Source organism: Kribbella sp. NPDC059898, from assembly GCF_042730855.1.
Taxonomy (GTDB): domain Bacteria; phylum Actinomycetota; class Actinomycetes; order Propionibacteriales; family Kribbellaceae; genus Kribbella.
The window spans coordinates 106,681-127,164 of the sequence record NZ_JBHWKR010000001.1; the positions used below are offsets into that span (position 1 = coordinate 106,681).

Annotated in this window: 20 protein-coding genes; 7 read left to right on the top strand and 13 right to left on the bottom strand. The window is 68.4% G+C overall.

Going from position 1 to position 20,484, the window contains the following annotated elements; translation table 11 throughout:
• The first annotated feature begins 75 nt into the window (after positions 1 to 75).
• Positions 76 to 948 carry a dimethylarginine dimethylaminohydrolase family protein gene (locus ACFV9C_RS00470; RefSeq protein ID WP_380189448.1) on the top strand — a complete coding sequence of 291 codons (873 nt, stop codon included), beginning with the start codon at positions 76 to 78 and terminating at the stop codon, positions 946 to 948.
• Positions 949 to 1,363: 415 nt separating this feature from the next.
• Here the strand turns inward: ACFV9C_RS00470 and ACFV9C_RS00475 are convergent, their stop codons facing one another.
• Complete coding sequence (locus ACFV9C_RS00475; protein WP_380189450.1) at positions 1,364 to 1,978, bottom strand: S-layer protein; 615 nt, start codon at positions 1,976 to 1,978, stop codon at positions 1,364 to 1,366.
• Between the two features lie 18 nt (positions 1,979 to 1,996).
• Positions 1,997 to 3,658 carry a phage tail tip lysozyme gene (locus tag ACFV9C_RS00480; protein ID WP_380189452.1) on the bottom strand — a complete coding sequence of 554 codons (1,662 nt, stop codon included), beginning with the start codon at positions 3,656 to 3,658 and terminating at the stop codon, positions 1,997 to 1,999.
• 172 nt (positions 3,659 to 3,830) lie between these two features.
• Here ACFV9C_RS00480 and ACFV9C_RS00485 point away from each other — a divergent pair, with 172 nt between their 5' ends.
• Positions 3,831 to 4,499: a GntR family transcriptional regulator gene (locus tag ACFV9C_RS00485; RefSeq protein ID WP_380189454.1), complete on the top strand. Its 669-nt coding sequence runs from the start codon at positions 3,831 to 3,833 to the stop codon at positions 4,497 to 4,499.
• 3 nt (positions 4,500 to 4,502) lie between these two features.
• Here ACFV9C_RS00485 and ACFV9C_RS00490 read toward each other — a convergent pair whose 3' ends face one another.
• From ACFV9C_RS00490 to ACFV9C_RS00525, 8 genes are all read right to left on the bottom strand, one after another.
• Positions 4,503 to 6,533: a hypothetical protein gene (locus ACFV9C_RS00490; RefSeq protein ID WP_380189456.1), complete on the bottom strand. Its 2,031-nt coding sequence runs from the start codon at positions 6,531 to 6,533 to the stop codon at positions 4,503 to 4,505.
• Entirely contained in the window at positions 6,530 to 7,744 is a 1,215-nt protein-coding gene (locus ACFV9C_RS00495; RefSeq protein WP_380189458.1) for an enolase C-terminal domain-like protein, read from the bottom strand. The genes ACFV9C_RS00490 and ACFV9C_RS00495 overlap by 4 nt, the downstream gene beginning before the upstream one ends.
• Positions 7,741 to 8,526 (bottom strand): SDR family NAD(P)-dependent oxidoreductase, encoded by a 786-nt coding sequence (locus tag ACFV9C_RS00500; protein ID WP_380189460.1) that lies wholly within the window; start codon positions 8,524 to 8,526, stop codon positions 7,741 to 7,743. The genes ACFV9C_RS00495 and ACFV9C_RS00500 overlap by 4 nt, the downstream gene beginning before the upstream one ends.
• 94 nt (positions 8,527 to 8,620) lie before the next feature.
• A complete protein-coding gene (locus ACFV9C_RS00505) occupies positions 8,621 to 9,430 on the bottom strand; it encodes a carbohydrate ABC transporter permease (RefSeq protein WP_380189462.1) in 810 nt (269 codons plus the stop codon).
• Positions 9,417 to 10,292: a carbohydrate ABC transporter permease gene (locus ACFV9C_RS00510; RefSeq protein WP_380189464.1), complete on the bottom strand. Its 876-nt coding sequence runs from the start codon at positions 10,290 to 10,292 to the stop codon at positions 9,417 to 9,419. Before ACFV9C_RS00510 ends, ACFV9C_RS00505 begins: the two co-directional genes overlap by 14 nt.
• Entirely contained in the window at positions 10,289 to 11,560 is a 1,272-nt protein-coding gene (locus tag ACFV9C_RS00515; protein WP_380189466.1) for an ABC transporter substrate-binding protein, read from the bottom strand. The genes ACFV9C_RS00510 and ACFV9C_RS00515 overlap by 4 nt, the downstream gene beginning before the upstream one ends.
• An 18-nt stretch (positions 11,561 to 11,578) precedes the next feature.
• Complete coding sequence (locus tag ACFV9C_RS00520; protein WP_380189468.1) at positions 11,579 to 12,286, bottom strand: FadR/GntR family transcriptional regulator; 708 nt, start codon at positions 12,284 to 12,286, stop codon at positions 11,579 to 11,581.
• Positions 12,283 to 13,389 carry a DUF4185 domain-containing protein gene (locus tag ACFV9C_RS00525; RefSeq protein ID WP_380189470.1) on the bottom strand — a complete coding sequence of 369 codons (1,107 nt, stop codon included), beginning with the start codon at positions 13,387 to 13,389 and terminating at the stop codon, positions 12,283 to 12,285. The genes ACFV9C_RS00520 and ACFV9C_RS00525 overlap by 4 nt, the downstream gene beginning before the upstream one ends.
• Positions 13,390 to 13,492: 103 nt before the next feature.
• Between ACFV9C_RS00525 and ACFV9C_RS00530 the strand changes: the two genes are divergently transcribed.
• Both ACFV9C_RS00530 and ACFV9C_RS00535 read left to right on the top strand, forming a co-directional pair.
• Positions 13,493 to 13,879, top strand: a complete 387-nt coding sequence (locus ACFV9C_RS00530; RefSeq protein WP_380189472.1) for a phage holin family protein — start codon at positions 13,493 to 13,495, stop codon at positions 13,877 to 13,879.
• Positions 13,880 to 13,893: 14 nt separating this feature from the next.
• A complete protein-coding gene (locus ACFV9C_RS00535; protein ID WP_380190868.1) occupies positions 13,894 to 14,304 on the top strand; it encodes a low molecular weight protein-tyrosine-phosphatase in 411 nt (136 codons plus the stop codon).
• Here ACFV9C_RS00535 and ACFV9C_RS00540 read toward each other — a convergent pair.
• Entirely contained in the window at positions 14,295 to 15,494 is a 1,200-nt protein-coding gene (locus tag ACFV9C_RS00540) for a pyrophosphate--fructose-6-phosphate 1-phosphotransferase (RefSeq protein ID WP_380189474.1), read from the bottom strand. The two genes, ACFV9C_RS00535 and ACFV9C_RS00540, sit on opposite strands and share 10 nt — an antisense overlap.
• 174 nt (positions 15,495 to 15,668) lie before the next feature.
• Positions 15,669 to 16,118 carry an Lrp/AsnC family transcriptional regulator gene (locus ACFV9C_RS00545; protein ID WP_380189476.1) on the bottom strand — a complete coding sequence of 150 codons (450 nt, stop codon included), beginning with the start codon at positions 16,116 to 16,118 and terminating at the stop codon, positions 15,669 to 15,671.
• Positions 16,119 to 16,193: 75 nt separating this feature from the next.
• Between ACFV9C_RS00545 and ACFV9C_RS00550 the strand changes: the two genes are divergently transcribed.
• Positions 16,194 to 17,051, top strand: coding sequence for a DMT family transporter (locus ACFV9C_RS00550; RefSeq protein ID WP_380189478.1), 858 nt, complete (start codon positions 16,194 to 16,196; stop codon positions 17,049 to 17,051).
• Here ACFV9C_RS00550 and ACFV9C_RS00555 read toward each other — a convergent pair.
• Positions 17,029 to 18,024, bottom strand: coding sequence for an acetamidase/formamidase family protein (locus tag ACFV9C_RS00555; protein ID WP_380189480.1), 996 nt, complete (start codon positions 18,022 to 18,024; stop codon positions 17,029 to 17,031). The two genes, ACFV9C_RS00550 and ACFV9C_RS00555, sit on opposite strands and share 23 nt — an antisense overlap.
• Positions 18,025 to 18,128: 104 nt before the next feature.
• On the opposite strand from ACFV9C_RS00555, the gene ACFV9C_RS00560 reads away from it, so the two are divergent.
• Complete coding sequence (locus ACFV9C_RS00560; RefSeq protein ID WP_380189483.1) at positions 18,129 to 18,821, top strand: response regulator transcription factor; 693 nt, start codon at positions 18,129 to 18,131, stop codon at positions 18,819 to 18,821.
• Positions 18,818 to 20,419: a sensor histidine kinase gene (locus ACFV9C_RS00565; RefSeq protein ID WP_380189485.1), complete on the top strand. Its 1,602-nt coding sequence runs from the start codon at positions 18,818 to 18,820 to the stop codon at positions 20,417 to 20,419. Before ACFV9C_RS00560 ends, ACFV9C_RS00565 begins: the two co-directional genes overlap by 4 nt.
• Positions 20,420 to 20,484: the final 65 nt, after the last annotated feature.

Consider the following 20,484-nt stretch of genomic DNA (forward strand, 5'->3'; position numbering starts at 1 on the left):
GCGAGCCTCAAACTGACTGATTGTCGGACAATCAGGGGATCCTGCACTGGGATCTCAACGGTCAGGGAGGTACTCGTGGGACAGCCGCTGGAGTGGGGTCGTCGCTATCTGATGGTCCGGCCGGACCACTTCCGGATCGACTATGTGATCAACCCGTACATGTCGACGCAGGACCAGCCCGACCCGGCGCTGACGCTGAAGCAGTGGGACGCGCTGCGGCAGGCGATCCTGGACGCCGGCGGCGAGGTCGAGGTACTCGAGCAGCGCGCCGACTCGCCCGACATGGTGTACGCGATGAACCTCGGGCTGGCCGCCGCGGACGGGCGCGCGATGCTCTCGCACATGCGGTTCGAGCCGCGCCGCGCAGAGTCGCTGAGCGCCGCCGCATGGTTCACCGGGCACGGGTTCCGGCTGGACCGGGTCGGCGGCGAGGGCGTCGGGCCGCACTTCGAGTCCGGTGACGCGTTCGTGTACGGCGACAGCCTGGTGGTGGGGTACGGGCCGCGGACCGACGCGGAGGCGCTCAAGCACCTGGCGACCGGGTGGAACATCCGGGTCCGCGGCCTGCGGATCGCGCACGAGGGGATGTACCACCTCGACCTGCCGTTCTGCCCGGTGGACAGCACGCACGCGATGGTCTACCCGCCGGCCTTCGACACCGCGAGCCAGGGCGAACTGTCCGGGATCGTCCCGGACCCGATCGTCCTCACCGACGAGGAGGCGTTCGCGTTCTCCGCGAACTCGATCGTGGTCGGCGAGACGATCATCATGCCGGCCTGCTCCCCGCGCCTGCGCGACATCCTCACCACCCTCGGCCTCCGGGTGGTCGTCCTCGACCTCTCCGAGTTCCACAAGGGCGGCGGCTCAGCCCGCTGCCTCACCAACCCCCTGGACTTCCCCCTCACCTCCATCACCACCCCAGGCGGAGAACTCCACCTCCCCGCCTGACCCGTAGCCGGTCACGGGACCTGCGCAGGCGGGCGGACAACTGGAGGTCCGCTGGAGCGTCCGGGCTGATGCGAAGGGCCGTCCCTCACCTGTTCGCCGGGTGGGGGACGAACCCGAAGCGGAACGTCACCGTGTTGTCGACGCGCTCCCGCCGACGGTGACGTTCCGAAGGCGGTGGAGCACCTACCCTGCCGCCCGACTCGGCGGCTCACCGCGGAGCAAAACGTGCGGGCCCACGCGTGCGGCGGTCCGGCGCGGCGGCGCGGCGGCGCGAGGGGGGCGGCGGCGCGAGGGGTGCGGCGGTGCGGTGCGGCGGTGCGGTGCGGTGCGGCGGTGCGGTGCGGCGGTGCGGTGCGGCGGTGCGGTGCGGCGGTGCGGTGCGGGGGTGCTCCGGTAGGCCGCGCGAGGATGGCGGTTACTTGCCGGTGGTCCAGATGATGTCGAGGGTGGCGGGGTCCCAGCCGTAACCTTCGATCCACTGCATGGCCTTGGTTCTGCCTTGAGGGCCGAAGACCTCGATGGCCAGCGAGATCGCCTCGGGGTTCTTCGGGTCGGACTTGGACGGAGCCTGAGTGGCTTCGAAGCCGTCGCCGACATACGGGAGGTAGGCCATCACCGGGTATTTGGCGCGCAGGCGGGCGTTCATTTCGTCGAAGTGCTGGCCGGCCGCGCGCTCCAACTCCAGCTCCTGCGTCGGGTTCTGCTGTGTCCACGCGCGACCCTCGGCGCTGTTGGCGTACAGGTACATCTTGTAGCTGAGCGCCTTGCCGGAGATGTCGAGCGTCCCGGTGTAGCTCTGGAACCCTGGGCGTGAGCCTTCCAGCGTGTGCTTGCCGGACTTGACGTTGACCTCGCCGTTGGCCGGGATCTCGTGCCCGTCCAGCCGCAGCGTCAGGTCGTTCGGGATCGAGACGACGGTGAGCTTCGTGTCCGAACCGCCGCGGAACAGCAGGACGCCACCGACCACCACGAGGACCACCACCACGACGACGGCACCGAACCTCAGCAGTCCGCGGTTCTCGTCACGCATTGCTCATCCCGTCCTTGCTCATTTCGCCGGCGTTGTCGTCGGCGTGGTCCCACCCTTGACCCGGAACACCCAGAAACCGCTCGGGCCGACGTTGTACAGGTTGTCCGCCGTCGGGACGTGGTCGCCGAGGGACGCCGCCGCCGAGTTCCACCCGCCGCCGTCGCCCCATGGGCCGACGAACAGGTACGTGTGGCCGGGTCCGTTCAGCACATCACCCGGTTTCACTCCGCCCGGTGGCGTCGACTCCCAGTGATCGTAGATCTCCGGGTGATCCAGCATGTACTGCCGCTGGACACCGGTGGACACGTTCGGGAACTTCGGGTCGGCGCCACTCATGTGCAGCACGGTGGCGACGAAGCGGCCACAGTCGCTGTACGGAGTCTGCCCGTTGGGGCCGTCGTTGTACTTCGCCATCGCGGCCACGTACTCCGGCTTGGCGGCGCTCGCATCGACGCTCCAGTGCGCCTTGGGCCCCTGCGGCCAGGCGAGGTTCTTCGCGACCTCGGCAATGTTCCCGCTGCCGGCCCCGCACGGGTCCACGGGCGCCGAGGCGTTCTTCGGGTCGGTGGTCGGTGCCGCACCTCCCCAGAGCGCCAACATATGCCGGGCGTTCCCCTCACGCTCAGCGTACGTGGAAGCGTTCGGGTCCTCGTGCCCGCCGAACCGCTCGAAGTCGCTGGCAAAGACACGGGCCGCCTGCTCTACGGTCGTGGCCGCCCGGACCGCGTCGCCTGCCGGCTTCTCCGGGAGCGGTCCCTGGCCGAGGAGCTGCTTCTTCAGGAAGTCCAGCTGGAAGGAGAGCGAGGAGATCTGCTCGTCCGAGGCCCCGGCAGCGCGCGCCGGATCGATCATCTTGCGGGCAGGTGTCCACTGCACCAGCCCCCAGCCACCACCGAAGTCGATGACATCCGCCGGTTTGGTCGTCTGCGGCGGATGGTCACCCTGCTTCATCATCGGCTCCACGAACGACTCGGCGACCATGTTTCCGAGGATGCCGGCGGCCTGCTCCTTGGTGTAGCCGTTCTGCACCAGGTAGTTGAAGACCTTCTGCTGGTTGTTCGTGCCCGAGAGGTTGCCGGCCGGGCAGCTGCAGGTGTTCTTGCTGTCGTCCCCGGAGTCCTGAATGACGAACGGGTTGTCCTTCGACTCGATGTGATGGTTCTTGGGGTGGCCGTCGCCGTTCTCGTCGATCCAGATCTCGAGGTGGATGTGCGCGCCGGTCAGTCCGGGCGGGGACTCGTCGCCGGAGCCGGAGGTGGCGATCTGATCGCCCTTCTTGACCGCCTTGCCGTTGGTGACGAGGACGTCCTTGAGGTACTTGTAATGCGCCTCGGCCCCTTCGCCGAGCTTGAGCACGATCTCGTTGTTCGCGGTGGAGGTAATGGTGCCGTCGGCGACCGCGTAGACCTTGCTGCCCTCGTCGACCTTGAAGTCCATGCCGGAGTGGCTGTCGCCGGTGTCCGGGTCGGGGTCGGCCCAGTCCTGGGAGATCTCGTGCTTGTCGGTCGGCCAGGCGAACGAGGCCTGGTCGGCGCCGTTCGCCGGAGACATGGCGCACGCCGCGGCGTCGGCGTTGATGTTCATCACCGAGCCCATCAGGAACACGATGGCGAGCGCAAGGGCAAAGCACAGGAGAAACGGTGCCGCGAGCAGCGGCAGCAGCTTCTTGGCTCCATCCACGGCTTGCTCCTCACTGACTCGAGTGGACTTCCGCGCCGGTCCACGGAAGGGGCGGCCACTTGAGGAAGATGGTGCCTGAAAAGCGGGTCATCGTGTCGGGAGTTATCCACAGGCCGCGGCCGCCGGGCGGGGCGGTCGCGACAACTGGCCTGGTCTGGACGAGAATCCTCTCATGTACGAACGGCTGCGGGTGGACCGGTCGACCACGGTGGATCGGGTGGTGGACGCGCTGCGGGCGGCGTTGTTCGCGGGGGATCTGGAGCCTGGTACGCCGTTGCGGGAGCAGCCGTTGGCGGAGGCGTTGGGGGTGGCCCGGAGCACGATCCGGGAGGCGATGACGATGCTGGTCACCGAGGGGCTCGCGGTGCGGGAGCCGAACAAGGGGGTCAGTGTCGCGATCCTGCACCCGGCGGCGGTGGCGGACATCTGCCGGGCGCGGTTCGTGCTGGAGTCGGCGGGGATCCGGGCGTGGTTCGACGCCGACGAGGCGGCTCGGGAGCGGGTGCGGGAGGCGATGCGGGTGTTCGCCGCGACTGCCAAGGACGGGGCTGATCCGGAGGCGTTGACGGAGACGCATCTGGCGATCCATCGGAGCTTGGTGGCGCTTACGGGGAGTGAGCGGTTGATTGCTACGGCGGACTCGGTGACCGGTGAGGCGCGGTTGGCGTTGGCGCGGGTGGATGCGCTGCGTCAGGACGCGCGGCAGCAGGTCGCGTCGCACCGCAAGCTGATCCGGCTGCTCGAGCGTGGTGAGCTCGACGAGTGCGTCGAGGAGCTCCGGCGGCACCTCGCCGGCGCCGAGGAGTCCCTCCTCGAGGCCATCGCGATGCCGCCGGGCTGATTGTCAGACCAGTCCGTCCGCGGTCACGTCGTACGTGCGGGTGCCGACTCGGAGGCCGGTCAGGCGGGCTTGGGGGTCCAGGTCGGTGAGCTGGGGGTTGGCGGTGACTGTGCCGTCCAGGGCTACTTCGAGGCCGAAGATGCCTTCGAGGACCAGGCTGACCCAGGCGCCGGAGGAGGAGCAGGACCAGTCGATCAGGTACGGGAACTGGGGCGGCGACTTCTGGGCGCCGCCGGACATTGCGGGCTGGGCCTCTTCGACGAAGTGGGCCTGGCCGCACGGGCCCTGGTTGGCGGTCTTCGCGAGGCCTGGTAGCCAGTCGAGGAGTACGTCGCCACGCCCGAGCGCGAACAGTGCGCGCCCCGCGTCGGCCGGCCACGCCGGGTACGCGCCGTTCCACTGGTGGTCCGGGCGGACGCTGAACGCCGCGTCGGCGTCGTACGGCGACAACGCGCGCATCCAGGTCGGTGTCTGCAGCTCGTTCTGGAAGAACGTCACCATCTCCGCGCACTGCGACTCGGACAGGTCGTCCGGGATCGTCGTACCGATGATGTTGAAGTCGTAGCAGTGCCGTACCGGTACCAGCGTGCCGTCGGGCTGGCGGGCGTGCCAGAAGCCCTTGCCCTCGACGTACAGCTCGTTGACGTGCCCTGCCTGCGCAGACGCCTCCTTGCGGAGTAAAGCGGCACGGTCCGTGTCACCCGAGCGGTCCGCGATCTCAGCGGCCACGCGCATGCACCAGACGTTGGCTGCGTTGAAGCTGGCCACCTCGTGTACGTAGCTGCTCACGCATTCCAGGAGGTTGTCGATGCCGCCGTAGTCCGCCAGTGCGTGCTCACCGCGCAGCCCGCGCCAGGCGGTCGCCCAGTCGTGCACGTGCTCCCCCACGGCCTTCGGACCGACAGGAACGTCCAAGAACGCGTCGTCGCCGGTGAATCGTACGTAGTCGCGCACCAGGCGCGTCATGGCGAAGTCGTTGACCGAGTACCACTGCCCCACCGGTCCACCGGTCAGCCACTCGGTGCCGAAGTGCTCGTGGATGTCCAGGTCGGTCCAGTGCTCGATGTGCTTGCGCATCGGCTCCGGGTCGAGCAGGGCGTGCGTCAGCGAGGACAGGCTGTAGTCCCAGATGAACGTCGTGGTCTGCCAGTACCGCGGCATCAACGTGTCGTACGTCCGCCCGAGAACACTCGCCGGGTTGTCGCGGCGGAACCAGATCACACCGAGCACACCCCACCAGTACAGCTTTCGCAGGGCCTCGTTGGACGTCTCCAGCACCGGCAGGGAACCACTGAAGCCTTCGCTGGACGGGTCGAACGCGTCCGCGATCGCCACGTCCCACACGCTCTCCGCGACCGAGATGACCGCCGGTACGTCGGCCACGCACACGTCGAAGTGCTCCGCAGCCTCCTCCACCGTCCCCGCCAGCACATGCACGTACGACAGCCGCCCCTGCCCCGTCTCGTCCAACACAACGGTGGCCTCGAGCACCCCCTTGTCCACAGTGCTGGGAATGTCGACACCCTGGATGCTCACGGCCGATTCGGACTCCCCGGTGCCGACGACCCGATCGTCGACAACCGTCAACGTGTTGGGCTCCGACGGAGGCTCCGGACGCAGCCACCCGGACGAGGAGCGGGTCGCAGTACTTGCCAGCGAAAGCCCCAGCCGAACCGACCGCCCCGGAGTCCCAGATATCTCAAGTTGTACGACCACAGCTGGTCTGCCTGGGGCGCAGGCGGTGGTGGTGCGGATCTGCAGGTCGGCGACGGTCGTCGAGCGGACTACCTGGTCGGGGCGCCACACGACCTCGACCGTGCCGCCATACGAGCGGGCCAGGCGGCCGTCGACGTACAGCTGGCCGGTGATCGTGTCGCCGTGCGAGTACGGCGGGAAGTTCACGCTGCGGATCGCGACGACGTCGTGGTCGACCTGGGCGGTGCCGAGGAAGTTCGTCAGCCCGGGCGGGTTGAACATGTCGTCGTACGTGTGCGTGAGGACGTCGCTCGCCAGGTCGGCGCTGCGCGGAATCATGACGGATCTGCCCAATCGGTGTTCGGTAGCAGGGGGTACCAGTCCGGGCGGGCCGGATCGCGGTCGTACGGGTAGGGGCCGAGCTCGCGGAACAGTTCGGCGTACTCGGCCAGCTTGTCGCGGTCCAGCTCGACGCCGAGGCCCGGCGCGTCCGGGACCGCGATCGCGCCGTCGACGTACGGGAGCTTGCCGCCGGCAATGATGTCGTCGCGCAGGTGGTGGTAGTGGGCGTCCGCGGCGAACGACAGGTTCGGTACGACGGCCCCGAGGTGCAGCATCGTGGCGAGCTGGATGCCGAGCTCGCCCGACGAATGCACCGCGACACCGAGCTGGAACGTCTCGCAGACGCCGGCCGCCTTGATGCACGGCCGGATGCCGCCCCAGAACGTCGTGTCCAGCAGGATCACGTCGACGGCCGGGTCGAGGACGTTCGCGGCGAGCTGCTCGAAGTTCACCACCACCGTGTTGGTGGCGAGCGGGATCGGCGTGTTCTGGCGGACCCGGCGCATCCCGTTCAGGCCCCAGGTCGGGTCCTCGAGGTAGTCGTTGTCCAGGTCCTCGATACCGCGCGCGAACCGGATCGCCTCCTCGACGCTGAACGCGCCGTTCGGGTCGAACCGGACCCGATGCTCCGGGAACGCCTCGGCCAGCGCACGGAAACACTCGCGCTCGTAGTCCGGCGGGAAGACGCCGCCCTTCAGCTTGTGCACGCTGAACCCGTGCTCGTCGACCAGCGATCGGGCGTGCGCGACCAACTGTTCCGCGGTACGGATCTCGCCGGTGCCGTCCGGATTCGCGTGCCGGAAGAACAGGTAGCTGGCGAACGGCACACGGTCCCGGACCTTGCCGCCGAGCAGCGCGTGCACAGGTACGCCGAGCTCGCGGCCCTGCAGGTCCAGGCAGGCGAATTCGATGGCCGCGAGCAACTGAGTGCGGTTGTTGTACAGGCTCGCGGTCGGGTTCGCGAGCATCCAGCGCAGTGCCTCGGTGCGGGCCGGGTCGTGGCCGACCAGGTACTCCTTCAGCCCCGCGACCGCGGCCTCGGCGCTCTGCCCGCCGCCGCCCATCTCGCCCAGGCCGACCAGCCCGTTGTCGGCCTCGACCTCCACGACAGTCCGTACGAAGCGTCCCCAGTGCGCTCCGTTGCTGTGTCGCAGCGGCGCCTCCAGCGGCATCGTGACCGTGGTGGCGCGTACGTCGACGATTTTCACTTGTCGTCCTCCGGCAGTACGACGGGCAGTCCGGCGGTCAGGCCGCCGTCGACCTTCACGTCCGCACCGGTCACGAACGACGCGGCCGGCGAGGACAGGAAGTAGATGACCTCGGCAACTTCTTCCGGGTTCGCGACCCGGCCGAGCGGGTGCGAGCGGCCCCACTCCGCGACCACTTCGTCCGTGGTCCGGCCGTTGGCGAACTGCGCGGCCGAGGTACGGAGCATCGGGGTGTCGACGGAGCCCGGGCAGACGGCGTTCACGCGGATACCGTCCGGGGCGTGGTCGACCGCCATCGCGCGAACGAGGCTGAGCAGGGCGCCTTTACCCATCGAGTACGCCGCGACGCCGGCCTGTGCGGCGTACGCCTGAACCGATGCGACCACGGCCACACTGCCGCCGCGGGGCAGCCGAGGTACAAACGCCTGGCAGGCGAAGAACACCCCGCCGACGTTCACCGCCATCACTTCGTCGTACACATTCCGGGGTGTATCGACAACAGTTCCGTAGCGTTGGACGCCCGCAGCACAAACCAGCACGTCCACGTCGCCGATCTCGGATGCGGCTGCTGCCAACGCGGCCCGGTCCGAGACATCTACTTGAACGCCAGCCACCCGATCGCCCAGATCTGAGATGTTGCGGTCGAGCACTATGACTTGGTCACCGGCGGTCAGGAAGCGCTCTGCGGCGGCTCGGCCGATGCCGGCTGCTCCGCCCGTGACGACGACCGTGCGCGGACCGTCGTCCCCGGCCGATGGAGCGGGGGCGGATCCCGGGGCCATCACAATCCTCCGTTCGCGTGCTGCGCACGCTCGCCCAGGCGGGCGGCGAGCGATTGTGATGGCGTGGCGATTCGCATATTTCCTCCGAGGAACATCAGAACTGCCCCAGGGCCAGGCCCCGGGAGAAGAAGCGTTGGGCGGCGAGGAACAGGATGACGGTGGGGAGGGAGACGAGGAGGCCGCCGGCGAGGACCGTTGGGAGGGCGGCGCCGCCGTACGTGCTCTGCAGGCCGGTGAGGGCCGGCATGATCGGGCGGACCGAGTCGGACTGGCTGAGCGTGAGGCCGAGCAGCAGGTCGTTCCAGACGAACGTCGCCTGCAGGATGAAGATCGCGGCCAGCGCCGAGCCCGCCATCGGCAGGTAGATGCTGCGGAAGATCCGGAACAGCCCGCCGCCGTCGACCACCGCGGCCTCGAACACGCTGCGCGCGATCCCGGTGAAGAAGTTCCGCATCACGAACGCCGAGAACGGCACGCTGATCGCGGTGTACACGATGATCATCCCGACCCGGGTGTCGTACAGCCCGGAGTTCGCGTACCCGGAGAACAGCGGCATCAGGATCATCTGCAGCGGGAAGATCGTGCCGCCGAAGATGAACACGAACCACAGGAACCCGCGCTTCAGCTTGAGTACGACGATCGCGTACCCGGCGGCCGCCCCGACCAGCACCGCGAGCACCGGCGCCACCACGCTGTACATCGTTGTCGACACCAACGTGTCGCCGAGCGACGCCTTGCTCCACGCGTCGCCGAAGTTCGCGAAGAGGTCGAACCCGGCCGGCTTCCACACGGTCTTGGCGTCGTACCCGTCGACGGACTTGGAGGCATTGACCACCAGCAAGTACACAGGTGCCAGCCAGAGCAGCCCGAGAACGATCAGGACTCCCGTCTTAACCTTGCTCACGGGCGTCTCCCAGCTGGTAGCGCAGGTACAGGATCGAGGCCGCGAAGGTGACCAGGCTCAGGAACAGGGCGATCGCTGCGCCTTGGCCGTAGTCGTTCAGGACGAAGGTCTCCTTGTACATGGAGAGCGCCAGGGTTTCGCTCGACGTACCGGGGCCGCCTTGCGTCATCACCCAGACGACGTCGAAGGTTTTCAGGCTTCCGACGAGTGAGAGGCCGATGACGACTGTGGTGATGGCCCTGAGCTGTGGCCAGAGATGGTGGCGGAACAAGCTGAAGCCCTCGGCTCCATCTAGGCGTGCGGCTTCGAGGGGCTCGGACGGGATCGACTGGAGGCCTACTACGAAGAGCAGGGCGTTGACGCCGGCAGCCTGCCAGGTGGTGGCGACGATCATCATGATCGTGTTGCCGGGGCCGGACTGCAGCCAGCCGGTGTGGGCACCCGGGAGCCCGAAGAACCCGAGTGCCTGCCCCAGTGCGCCGTCCGGCTGCAGTACGAATCCCCAGATGACCCCAACAGCCACCCCGGAGATCGCGTACGGCAGCAGGAACGGAAGCCGCAGCCACGTCCCCCACCGGTGCCCGTACGTCAGTACGGCGACCAGCAGGCCGAGCGCTACCGGCAGCGTGATCATGCCGACCACCCACAGCAGCGTGTTGACCAGCGCCCCGATCAGGTCGGGGTCGCTGAACATCGCCTTGTAGTTGGCCAGCCCGGACCACACCGGTGACGCGAGCCCGTCGTACGAGGTGAAGCTGACGTACGTCGTCCACAGGAACGGCACGTACAGCAGCAGTGCGACAACAGCTACCGCGGGCAGCCCGAACAGCGGCGCTGCCCGCGCGCCGGTACGGTCCTTCACTTCTGCTTGGCCCAGTACGCGTCCGCCTCGGCCTGGATCTTCTGCAGGCCCGGCATCGGGTCACCCGGCTTGGTCACGAACGCGCCGAACACCTCGAGCGCCTTGTTCGCCACCGGCACCGGCGTCGCCTCGAACCACCTGTTGATCAAGCGGTACCCGTTGACGTCCTTGTTCAGCTGAGCGAGGCCCGCGTCCTTGACCTCGGCCTTCGGGTTGAACGACAGGTCGCCGCGGGAGTTCGCCCAGTCGGTCTGCGCCTTCGGGGTGAGCCACCAGTCGGTCCACTTCTTGACGGTCGACGCGTGGTCGCCGGCGGCGGCCGAGCAGACCGGGCCGGTCTCGAAGATCATCGAGGTCTTCGGCAGCGACGGGTTCACGTTCGGGATCACGAAGAAGTCGTAGTCCGTCCCGGCCTTCATCTTCAGCGTGTTCAGGTTGCCGCTGAACCAGGTGCCGAAGTTGATCATCGCGACGTCGCCGTTCTTCAGCTGCGCCTGCGGCTCGGTCTTCGCGCCCGGGTCGCTGAAGTCGCCGGCGTCGATCATCTTCTTCCACTCGTTCATCACGTCGACGACACCCGGGTCGGTGTACTTCGCCTTGCCGGCCGCGAGCGCGTCGTACAGGTCGGGGTCCTTGCCGGCCAGCAGCGTCTCGAACCAGACGAACGAGAACAGGATGTTGGTCTGGTAGAACGGCTTCACGCCGATCGCCTTCACCTTGTCCGCCGCCTGCTGCAGCTCGGCCCAGGTCTTCGGCGCCGCGGTGATCCCGGCTTTCTTGAAGACGGACTTGTTGTAGTACATCACCCAGTACCCGGCGTTCAGCGGGACGCAGTACTGCTTGTTGTCGTAGGTGAAGTACTGCTTGAGCTGCTCCGGGACGTTGCCGTCAGCAACCGCCTTGGTCCACTGGTCGGTGGTCTCGGCAACGAGCTTCTGGTCCACCAGATCCTGAAGTTCCTTGCCGGTGTGCCAGGTGAACAGGTCGGCCTTCTCCTTGGTCCGGAACGAGGACCGGATGAACGCCGTGTACGTGTTCGAGTCGGAGTACCCGACCGGCTCCATGCCGACGCCGATGTCCTTCTTGCTGGCCGCGCCGACCTGCGTGAACGCGTCCTTCCAGCCGCCCTTGTCGTTGTAGAACTTCAGCGAGTCGACCGGCTTGTCCTCGGTGGCCTTGCCGGGCTTGGCGCCGCCGCCACAGGCCGACAGCGCGAGCGTGCCGGCAACCACCAGAGCAGCCAGCGCCTTGCGGTTGTTGCGTTGCATGTGTTGCGTCCTTCCAGCTCAGGGATGCTGAAGTCGTTCGTTGATGACGGCCAGTACGCCGTCCAGGTGCTCGCGGGTGAGCAGTTCGGCCAGGTCGGGGTCGCCGGACCGGATCGCGTCGTAGATCGCGCGGTGTTCGTCCAGGTCGGCCTGGCGGTCACCGTGGATGTGCAGGATCTCCAGCTGTTCGCGGGCGTTGACGACCGTCACGGACTCGACCACCTCGGCCAGCGTCGCGTTCCCGGACGCCAGCGCCAGTGAGCGGTGGAAGTCCATGTTCACCTCGGCCAGCCGCGCGTGGTCCCCAGAGGCGATCAGCTCCGCCGCGGCGTCCAGGTCCTTGGCCATCTGTTCGAGCGGAGCCTCGGCGCGGGTCTTCGCGGCCAGCGCGGCGACCGGCGGCTCGATCAGCGCACGGGCCTGCAGCAGCTCCACCAGCCGGTCCGGGCTCGGTTCCAGCGCGAGGGGGTTCGCCAGGACCAGCCGGCCGACGTTCGGGCCGACGTACACCCCGGAGCCGTGCCGGAGTTCCACGGCCCCAGTCGCCTCCAGCCGGCGCAGTGCCTCCCGGACGGTCGGTACGGCGACCTTGAACCGTTCGGCCAGCGACCGTACGGCCTCGAACTGATCGCCGGGCGCCAGCTTCCGCTCCGCGATCAGGGTGAGCATCGACGTCGCCAGGTCGTCCAGCAGACTGCGCCGTACGACGCCGCCGGACGCGCTCACTGCGCCGCCGCCAGCGTGACCGAGAGGAAGCGCGGCCGGTAGATGCTCACGTCGCCGTACAGCTCGTCGCTGACCAGGCTGTTTACGTTGTAGCTCACTAGCAGCGAGGTACCTTGCCGCAGGTCAGGGTGCTCGTGGGAGTTGTACGTGATGATGTTCCCGCCGGTCTCCGGGGTCTGGTACAGCTCCACCGGCTTCACCCACGGACCGGTCGGTGAGCAGGAGAAGTACCCGAGGACGCTCTTGCTGAAGAGCTCCTTGGTGTTGTGCGTGACCAGCAGGTAGCCGTCACCCCAACGGGTCACGCTGTGCTCGTTGGCCACACCCTCCAGCACCCGGGCAGAGGCCGTCTCATCCGCAGACCAGCCCGACCCGGTCCAGTACTCCCAGGGCTTGGCCGTGAGGTCGTCACCACGGACACGGGCGACGTGCTGGTACTTCGAGGCGCCCAGGTCCTCGACTCCGTAGACGTACGTGTAGCCGTGGTCGCGGAGCAGCCAGCCGGACCACTGCACGTTCGCGGCGGACGGGAGCGGCGTCAGCGACTTCAGCTTGAACGTCTTGCTGTCGAACCGCGCCAGGTAGTTGCTGGCCCACTTCCAGTCCCACTGGCCAGTGCCGGTCTTCTGGAACCGCAGGGCGACCACGTCGAGGTCCTGACCGGCGTGGCTCGTCTGCGCGGCACCGACCCAGTACCAGCCGTCGGACGGCGGCGGCACCAGCGCCGTCGGGTTGTCCGCCGTACCGCCGGTGACCGTCTTCAGGTCGGTGCCGTGCTGGATCACGAACGAGTTGTTGACGAACGGCGTGGTCTTCGGACGACTGCCGTCCGCGTTGACCGGGCCGAGGAACGTGTCGGAGAAGATCCACGCCGTACGCCCGCCGGCCAGCGGCACGGAGTACGTGCTGTCCGCGCCGGTCCAGCCCTTGCCGGTGTTGCTGTACGCGTTCAGCAACCCCTCGGGTGCGGCGTGCGGGGTCGTCTTCGCGGTCCAGTTCGTCTGGACGGCGCTGCACGTCGACGGGGCCGCCGACGCGGCGGGGACAGCGAGGCCTGCTGCCGTGAGGGACAACGCGACAACCGCAACCAGGGGCCGTTTCATGAAAATGATCAGATCACTTGGTCATTTTCGCTGTCAAGACCCAGGGTTCGACCAGGGTGTGTACGGAGCGTGGTGCTACCGCCTGGGTGGGAGGATCGACGGTATGAAGAACTTGATCATCAGGTTGCTGGCGAACGCCGTCGCGCTGGCGGTGGCGAGCTGGCTGGTGTCCGGAATCACCCTGGAGGGCGCGACCACCAGCCGCCGGGTGGTCACGCTGCTGATCGTGGCCGCGATCTTCGGCGTCGTGAACGCCGTCGTGAAGCCGGTCGTGAAGGTGCTGTCCTTCCCGTTCCTGATCCTCACGCTCGGCCTGCTGACGTTCGTGATCAACGCCGTGATGCTCTGGCTGACGTCCTGGATCACCGGCAAGCTGGACGTCCAGTTCCACGTGGCCGGGTTCTGGCCGGCGCTGTGGGGCGCGCTGATCATCAGCGTCGTCGGCATGCTGATCAACACCGTGCTCCCGGACAAGGCCGAGATCCACTGAGCCTGCGGGTCGAGATCGTCTGCACCGGGAACATCTGCCGGTCGCCGATGGGTGAGGTCGTGCTCCGCCACAAGCTCGCCGAGGCGGGCGTCGACGGCGTCGAGGTCACCAGCTCCGGCACCGGAGGCTGGCACGTCGGCGACCGGATGGACCCGCGCGCGGCGGCCGCACTCCGGCGCCGCGGGTACGACGGGACCGCGCACCGCGCCCAGCAGTACGAACGGTTCTGGGAGCGGGACCTGGTGCTCGCGATGGACTCGGGCCACCTGGACACGCTTGCCCGGTACGGAGTCGCCGCGCGGCTGTTCGCGCGCGACGACGTACCGGATCCGTACTACGGCGAGGACGCCGGCTTCGACGAGGTCCTCGCGCACATCGAGAAGGCGGCCGACCAGTGGGTCGACCGCCTCCGCGATCAGGCCTGACCGATCTCCGACTTGAGGGAGGCGAACCACTCCACGCCCGGGTCGAACTCCTTGCCGCCGGCGATCCGCGGGAACTCGATCGCGCGCAGTTCGTCGCCGCGCTCCTCGTCGTGGCCGACGACGCCGGACTCACCGCGCAACGCCGCGTCGACGGCGTAGTCGGTGCACTCCTTGATCAGCGCGAGGTCGCGGTCGTTCGCCGCGGCCGAACGGCTGAAGTAGCCGCTCTTCTGCACCATCGTCTTCTCGGCCCCGATCCGCTCCGCGAACTGCTTCGCGAACCACGCACCCGGGTTGATCGTGTCCAGCTTGACGTGCCCGAACGGGTCCCGGCCGACCTCCTCGCCGCGCGCCTCCAGCTCCGCGACGATCGACGACACACCCGCGCCCTCGGACAGGAAGATGTTCACGCAGTCCTCGGAGTCCATCACCTTGCGCAGCCGCTCGGCCTCGGCGTCCAGGTCGATCGTTGCCTCCGGCACGTACACCGCGTGCACCGACCAGCCGCCCTTGTCCAGGCCGATGCCCGGGTTCCACTCCTGCTCGTCGACCCACTGCTGGTACGCCTGCGCCGTGGCCGCGGTCAACCAGCCGCAGTTCCGCCCCATCACCTCGTGGACGATCAGCATCCGCGGGTTCGAGCTGTGCTCGCCGATGATGTTCCGGGCGAACAGCGCGCCCTGCTCGGCCGCGGTCCAGGCGCCGAGGCTCTGCCGGATCGGGATCACGTCGTTGTCGATGGTCTTCGGCAGGCCGACCACGGTGAGGTTGTAGTCGTGCTCCTGCAGGTACGCCGCGAGGTCGGCCGCGGTGGTGTTGGTGTCGTCGCCGCCGATCGTGTGCAGTACGTCGACGCCGTCCGCGACCAGCCGCTCGGCGGCCACCTGGAGGGCGTTCTGCCCGTCCTCGATCAGGCCGCGCTTGACCAGGTCGGCGGTGTTGGTGAGCTTCACCCGGCTGTTGCCGATCGGGCTGCCGCCGAACTTGTGCAGCAGCGACGCCTTCTCCCGCACCTCCGGCGTGACCTCGAGGAACCGGCCGCTGAGCAGGCCGTGGTACCCGTTCAGGTAGGCGATGATCTCCACGTCGGGCGCCACCTCGGTGTAGCGCTCGATCAGTCCGCCGACGGCGGACGACAGGCAGGGCGCAAGCCCGCCGGCGGTGAGCAGGGCAACTCTGCGGACAGCCATGGTCCTCGGTCCTTCCGGAGTGTCTCTGAAGTCGCCACCAGACTAGTGATGTGGACCACTGCGGGAAGTGGTCGGGCCGTCATGCGGACGCCCAGGCCATCACAATCGCCAACTCCGGGCTGAACTACGCGGGGGAGTGACACAGCGGTGGGATTGTGATGGCCTGGCGATCCGCTACCTCAGTGGAACCGGTCGGGGCGGCACCGGGGTCGAGACCACGAACGAGCTGGTGGTCTGGCCGTGGACCTGGAACTTGTCGAGGACGCTCTCCAGCGCGGCGATCTCGGCGACCTGGACGCGGATCAGGAAGCAGTCCTCGCCGGAGATCCGGTGACACTCGACCACTTCCGGGGTGCGTTCGGCGAGAGCGACGATCTTCGGGATCTGGCTCGGCCCGGGCCGCAGCCGGACCCAGGCGGCGACCGGCCGGCCGAGCGCGGCCGGGTCGACGTCGAGGCGGTACCCGCGGATCACGCCGGACTCCTCCAGCCGCCCGACCCGCTCGCGGACCGTCGGCGTCGACACCCCGAGCCGCCGGGCCAGCTCGGTGGTCCGCAGCCGCGGATCCGCGGACAGCTCCTCCAGGATCCGGATGTTCAGCTCGTCCAGCCCAGCACTTCTCATTTCGGTAAGCACAACCGCCTCCTCGCCTCCGATCTGCTATGGCAGGCCGCAGATCCGCTTTCTACGGTAATCGATGTGACTACTTCCGCCGCTGCCATCACCGTGCTCCTGTGGGCCTCGTCGTTCGTCGCCATCCGCCATGTCGGCACCGAAGTCTCCGCGGGTGCTCTCTCGCTGGCGCGGCTCGGTCTGGGCAGCATCTTCCTCGGCGCGCTGCTGCTGGCCAGGCGGCGTCCGGCGGTACGCCGCTGGCCGGCCGGGCGGGACTGGCTGCCGCTGATCGCCTGCGGCGTGCTGTGGTTCGGCGTCTACAACCTCGCCCTCAACGAGGCCGAACGCCGTCTCGACGCCGGTACGTCGGCCATGCTCGTCCACATCGCCCCACTGCTGATCGCCGTACTCGCAGGCATCGGCCTCGGCGAAGGCTTCCCGCGGCAGCTGGTGATCGGCGGCCTGGTCGCGTTCGCCGGCATCGTCGTGATCGGTACGTCGACGTCGAACGGCCGCGCCGAGACGTGGGGCGTCGTCCTGTGCGTGGTCGCCGCGATCTCGTACGCCGTCGGCGTGGTCACCCAGAAGCCCCTCCTGAGCCGGCTGCCCGCGGCCGAGGTCACCTGGCTCGCCTGCACCATCGGCGCGGTCCTCTGCCTGCCCTTCACGCCCACGCTGATCAGTGAGTTGCACACCGCCGACACGGCCACCATCTGGTGGATCGTGTACCTCGCAGCATTCCCGACCGCTTTGGGCTTCACCACGTGGGCGTTTGCGCTCCGCCGTACCAGTGCCGGCCGCATGGGCATCACGGTGTACGCCGTACCGGTCGTAGCGATCCTGCTGGCGTGGCTGCTGCTGGGCGAGACCCCAACGCTGCTGGCACTGGGCGGCGGGGCGATGTGCCTGGCGGGCGTTGCTATCTCACGGAGGTCTGCCTGAGCTGCTGGTGGATCCCGTCGTACGCCGTTACTCGCGGGAGCAGGCGTTTCGGGATCTTGGTGACCACGCTGTAGTTGGCGTCGACAACGTTTGCCAGTGGTACCTCGCTGACCTGGCTGAGCAGCTGGTACGCGTCCAGCTTGTCCAGGCCGTACAGCTCGCCCAACCAGTGCACCATGTCGACCTGGCCCGCCCGCCACGCGTCCTCGAGCGGACGGCTCGACCCGATGACCGACAGGTACTCGTCACTCTCCAACCGCGGCCAGACCGGCCCGGGCGTCTTCAGTAGCTCCACGATCAGTACGACGTTCATCGCGCCCTCGACAGCCGTCCCGCAGGACTCCCCCTCGCCCTGGCGGTAGTGGCCGTCGCCCACCGAGAACAGGGCGCCCTCGACGTTCACCCTGAGGTAGCAGGTGGTCCCGGCCCGCATCTCGGGGGTGTCCATGTTGCCGCCGAACATGTCCGGCACCAGCGCCGAGCGGACCTCGCCGCCGGCCGGGGCCACCCCGACCGTGCCGAGCATCGGCTCCAGCGGCAGCGCGACCTCCAGGTCGCTGCCCTGCGCCTGGAACCCGACCGTCCGCCGGGCGGTGTCCACCTCGTAGATCCAGGTCCGCTCCGGCAGCGGGTCCTGCAGCGTGGCGGTCCGGTCGGTGCTGGTCAGCCCGCCGAAGAACGGGATGGTCGCCGACGCACCCCAGCTCCGGGCGGGCGTCAGCTCGACGAAGTGCAGCACCAGCGTGTCCCCCGGCTCGGCGCCCTCGACGTAGAACGGGCCGGTCTGCGGGTTCACGAACGGCATGGTCAGCGAGGCGCTCGCGAGGTCCGACGTACTGCGGAGACTGCCGGCGAAGGCGTCCTCCGTCCACAGGCGCAGCGCCGTACCGGGCCTGACCCGGCGGACCGGCGCGACGCCCCCGAACGTCCAGGCGAAATCGGCGGGCTCAGGGGTGAATTCCAGAACGTCCATAACGGGAACCTAAGGTGTTGTGCGAGCCATCAGCGGGTTCTCAGGCGATTCTCACAGAAGCGACTTACTCTCGGTGGCGGAACTTCGAGCGGAGCGGGGCAGACATGCGGGTACTGGTGGTGGACGACGACCGGGCGGTCCGGGACTCGCTGCGCCGTTCGCTGGAGTTCAACGACTTCGAGGTGGTGACCGCGGCCGACGGCGCCGAGGCGCTCGCGGTGATCGGGAACGTCGAGCCGGACGTCGTGGTGATGGACGTGATGATGCCGCGCCTGGACGGACTCGAGACCACCAAGGCGTTGCGGGCCGCGGGCAACAATGTGCCGATCCTGGTGCTGACCGCGCGGGACGCGGTCGCGGACCGGGTGGACGGGCTGGACGCCGGCGGTGACGACTACCTGACGAAGCCGTTCGCGCTCGAGGAACTGCTGGCCCGGCTGCGCGCGCTGCTGCGCCGGAGCACCGCGCCCGGCGAGGGCGGCCAGCGTGGCGAGGTGCTGCAGTACGGCGACCTGGTGGTCGACGTCGACGCGCACGAGGTGCACCGCGGCGACGTCGCGATCCAGCTCACCCGGACCGAGTTCTCGCTGCTCGAGCTGCTGATCCGGAACCCGCGCCGGGTGCTGGAGCGGGCCGTCATCCTGGACGCGGTCTGGGGCTACGACTTCCCGACCACCGCGAACTCGCTCGAGGTCTACATCGGGTACCTGCGCCGCAAGACCGAGGTGAACGGTCTGCCGCGCCTGATCCACACCGTGCGCGGCATCGGCTACGTGCTGAGAGACACCCCGCCGTGAGCCAGCAACACCCCCAGGACTTCCCGTCGTACGCCGACGGTCCGCAGCAACCGGCCGCACCGCAGCCGGCGCCGGCGCAACCTGTTGCCAATGGCAACGGCAACCGGGTGGCGGCGACCGCCGCCCGCACCCAGACCTGGTGGAACGAGACCCTCCACAAACTGAGCCTGCACGCCCGCGTCACCCTGCTCGCCGCCGTCGCGGTCGGCCTGGCGGTGGCGATCGTCAGCGTGGCGGCCTACGTCACGGTGCGCCAACAGATGTACCAAAACCTCGACAACAGCTTGGTCCTGCGCGCCAGTCAGGCAGCTCAGAAGGGCGTGCTGACGAACCTCGACAACCTGCAGAACATCCCGCCCGATGCGCTCGGCCTGAGCGACATCCAGGTCGGGATCATCGCCCAGGACGGAGAGACATTCGGCGCCCGTCGGAGCACTCTTCCGCCGATGGGTCAGCAGGAGCTCGAGGTCGCTCAGTCACAGACCACCGATGCCAGTCTGCGAACGGTCGGGGTCCGGAACGGCCCACACTTCCGGGTTATCGCAGTGGCGGCCCGTTACTGTCCCGCTGAGTCGACGGAGGCATGCCAGAGCGATTCCCGCTTCCTGCAGCCCGGTGCGTTGGTGGTTGCGCAGTCGTTGGGGCCAATCGACCAGACGTTGCACAACCTCGGCATTGTGTTGTGGGCGTTTGGATTGATCGGGGTGATCGGGGCGGCGCTGGCCGGGAATGCGGTCGCGCGGTCCGGGTTGCGGCCGTTGGCGCGACTGACCGGGGCGGCGGAGCATGTCGCGGCGACCGAGGACCTGAAGCCGATCCCGGTTGCCGGGACGGACGAGATCTCCCGGCTGGCGGTCGCGTTCAACGCGATGCTGGGCGCGCTCGCGCAGTCCCGTGACCGGCAGCGGCGGCTGGTCGGTGACGCCGGGCACGAGTTGCGTACGCCGTTGACCAGCGTCCGCACCAACCTCGACCTGCTCGCCCAGGCGGACAAGCGTGGCGGCCTCCGCCCGGAGGATCGCCAGCAGCTGCTGGACGACGTACGCGCGCAGATGGACGAGCTGACCCAGCTGATCGGCGACCTGACCGAGCTCGCCCGCGACACCCCGCAGGTCCGGAACGCGGAGCTTATCGAGCTCTCCAACGTGGTCCAGGACGCGGTGATCAAGGTACGTCGACGTGCACCCGGGCTGGAGTGGGACGTACAGCTGACGCCGTTCCCGGTCTGGGGTGACGAGCGGCTGCTCGGCCGGGCCGTGACGAACCTGCTCGACAACGCGGCGAAGTACAGCGTCCCGGACGGCGCGGAGCAGCGGAACGACGGGCAGCCCGTCGGACACGTGACGGTCCGCCTGCTGGACGGGGTACTGACCGTGACCGACTCCGGCCCCGGCATCGCCGAGGCGGACCTGCCGCACGTGTTCGACCGGTTCTACCGCTCCAGCGAGGCCCGCGGCCGCCCGGGCTCCGGTCTCGGCCTGGCGATCGTCAAGCACGCGGCCGAGCAGCACGGCGGCATGATCTACGCCCGCAACGCCCCTGGCGCCGGCGCACAGTTCACGCTGTGGCTCCCGCACGCGGCCACGCAGACCCGCTGAGAGGAACCTGACAGGTCCTTCAGAGGATCTTCATGGAGTTCTTCGGTCACTCCGAGCGGATCTTC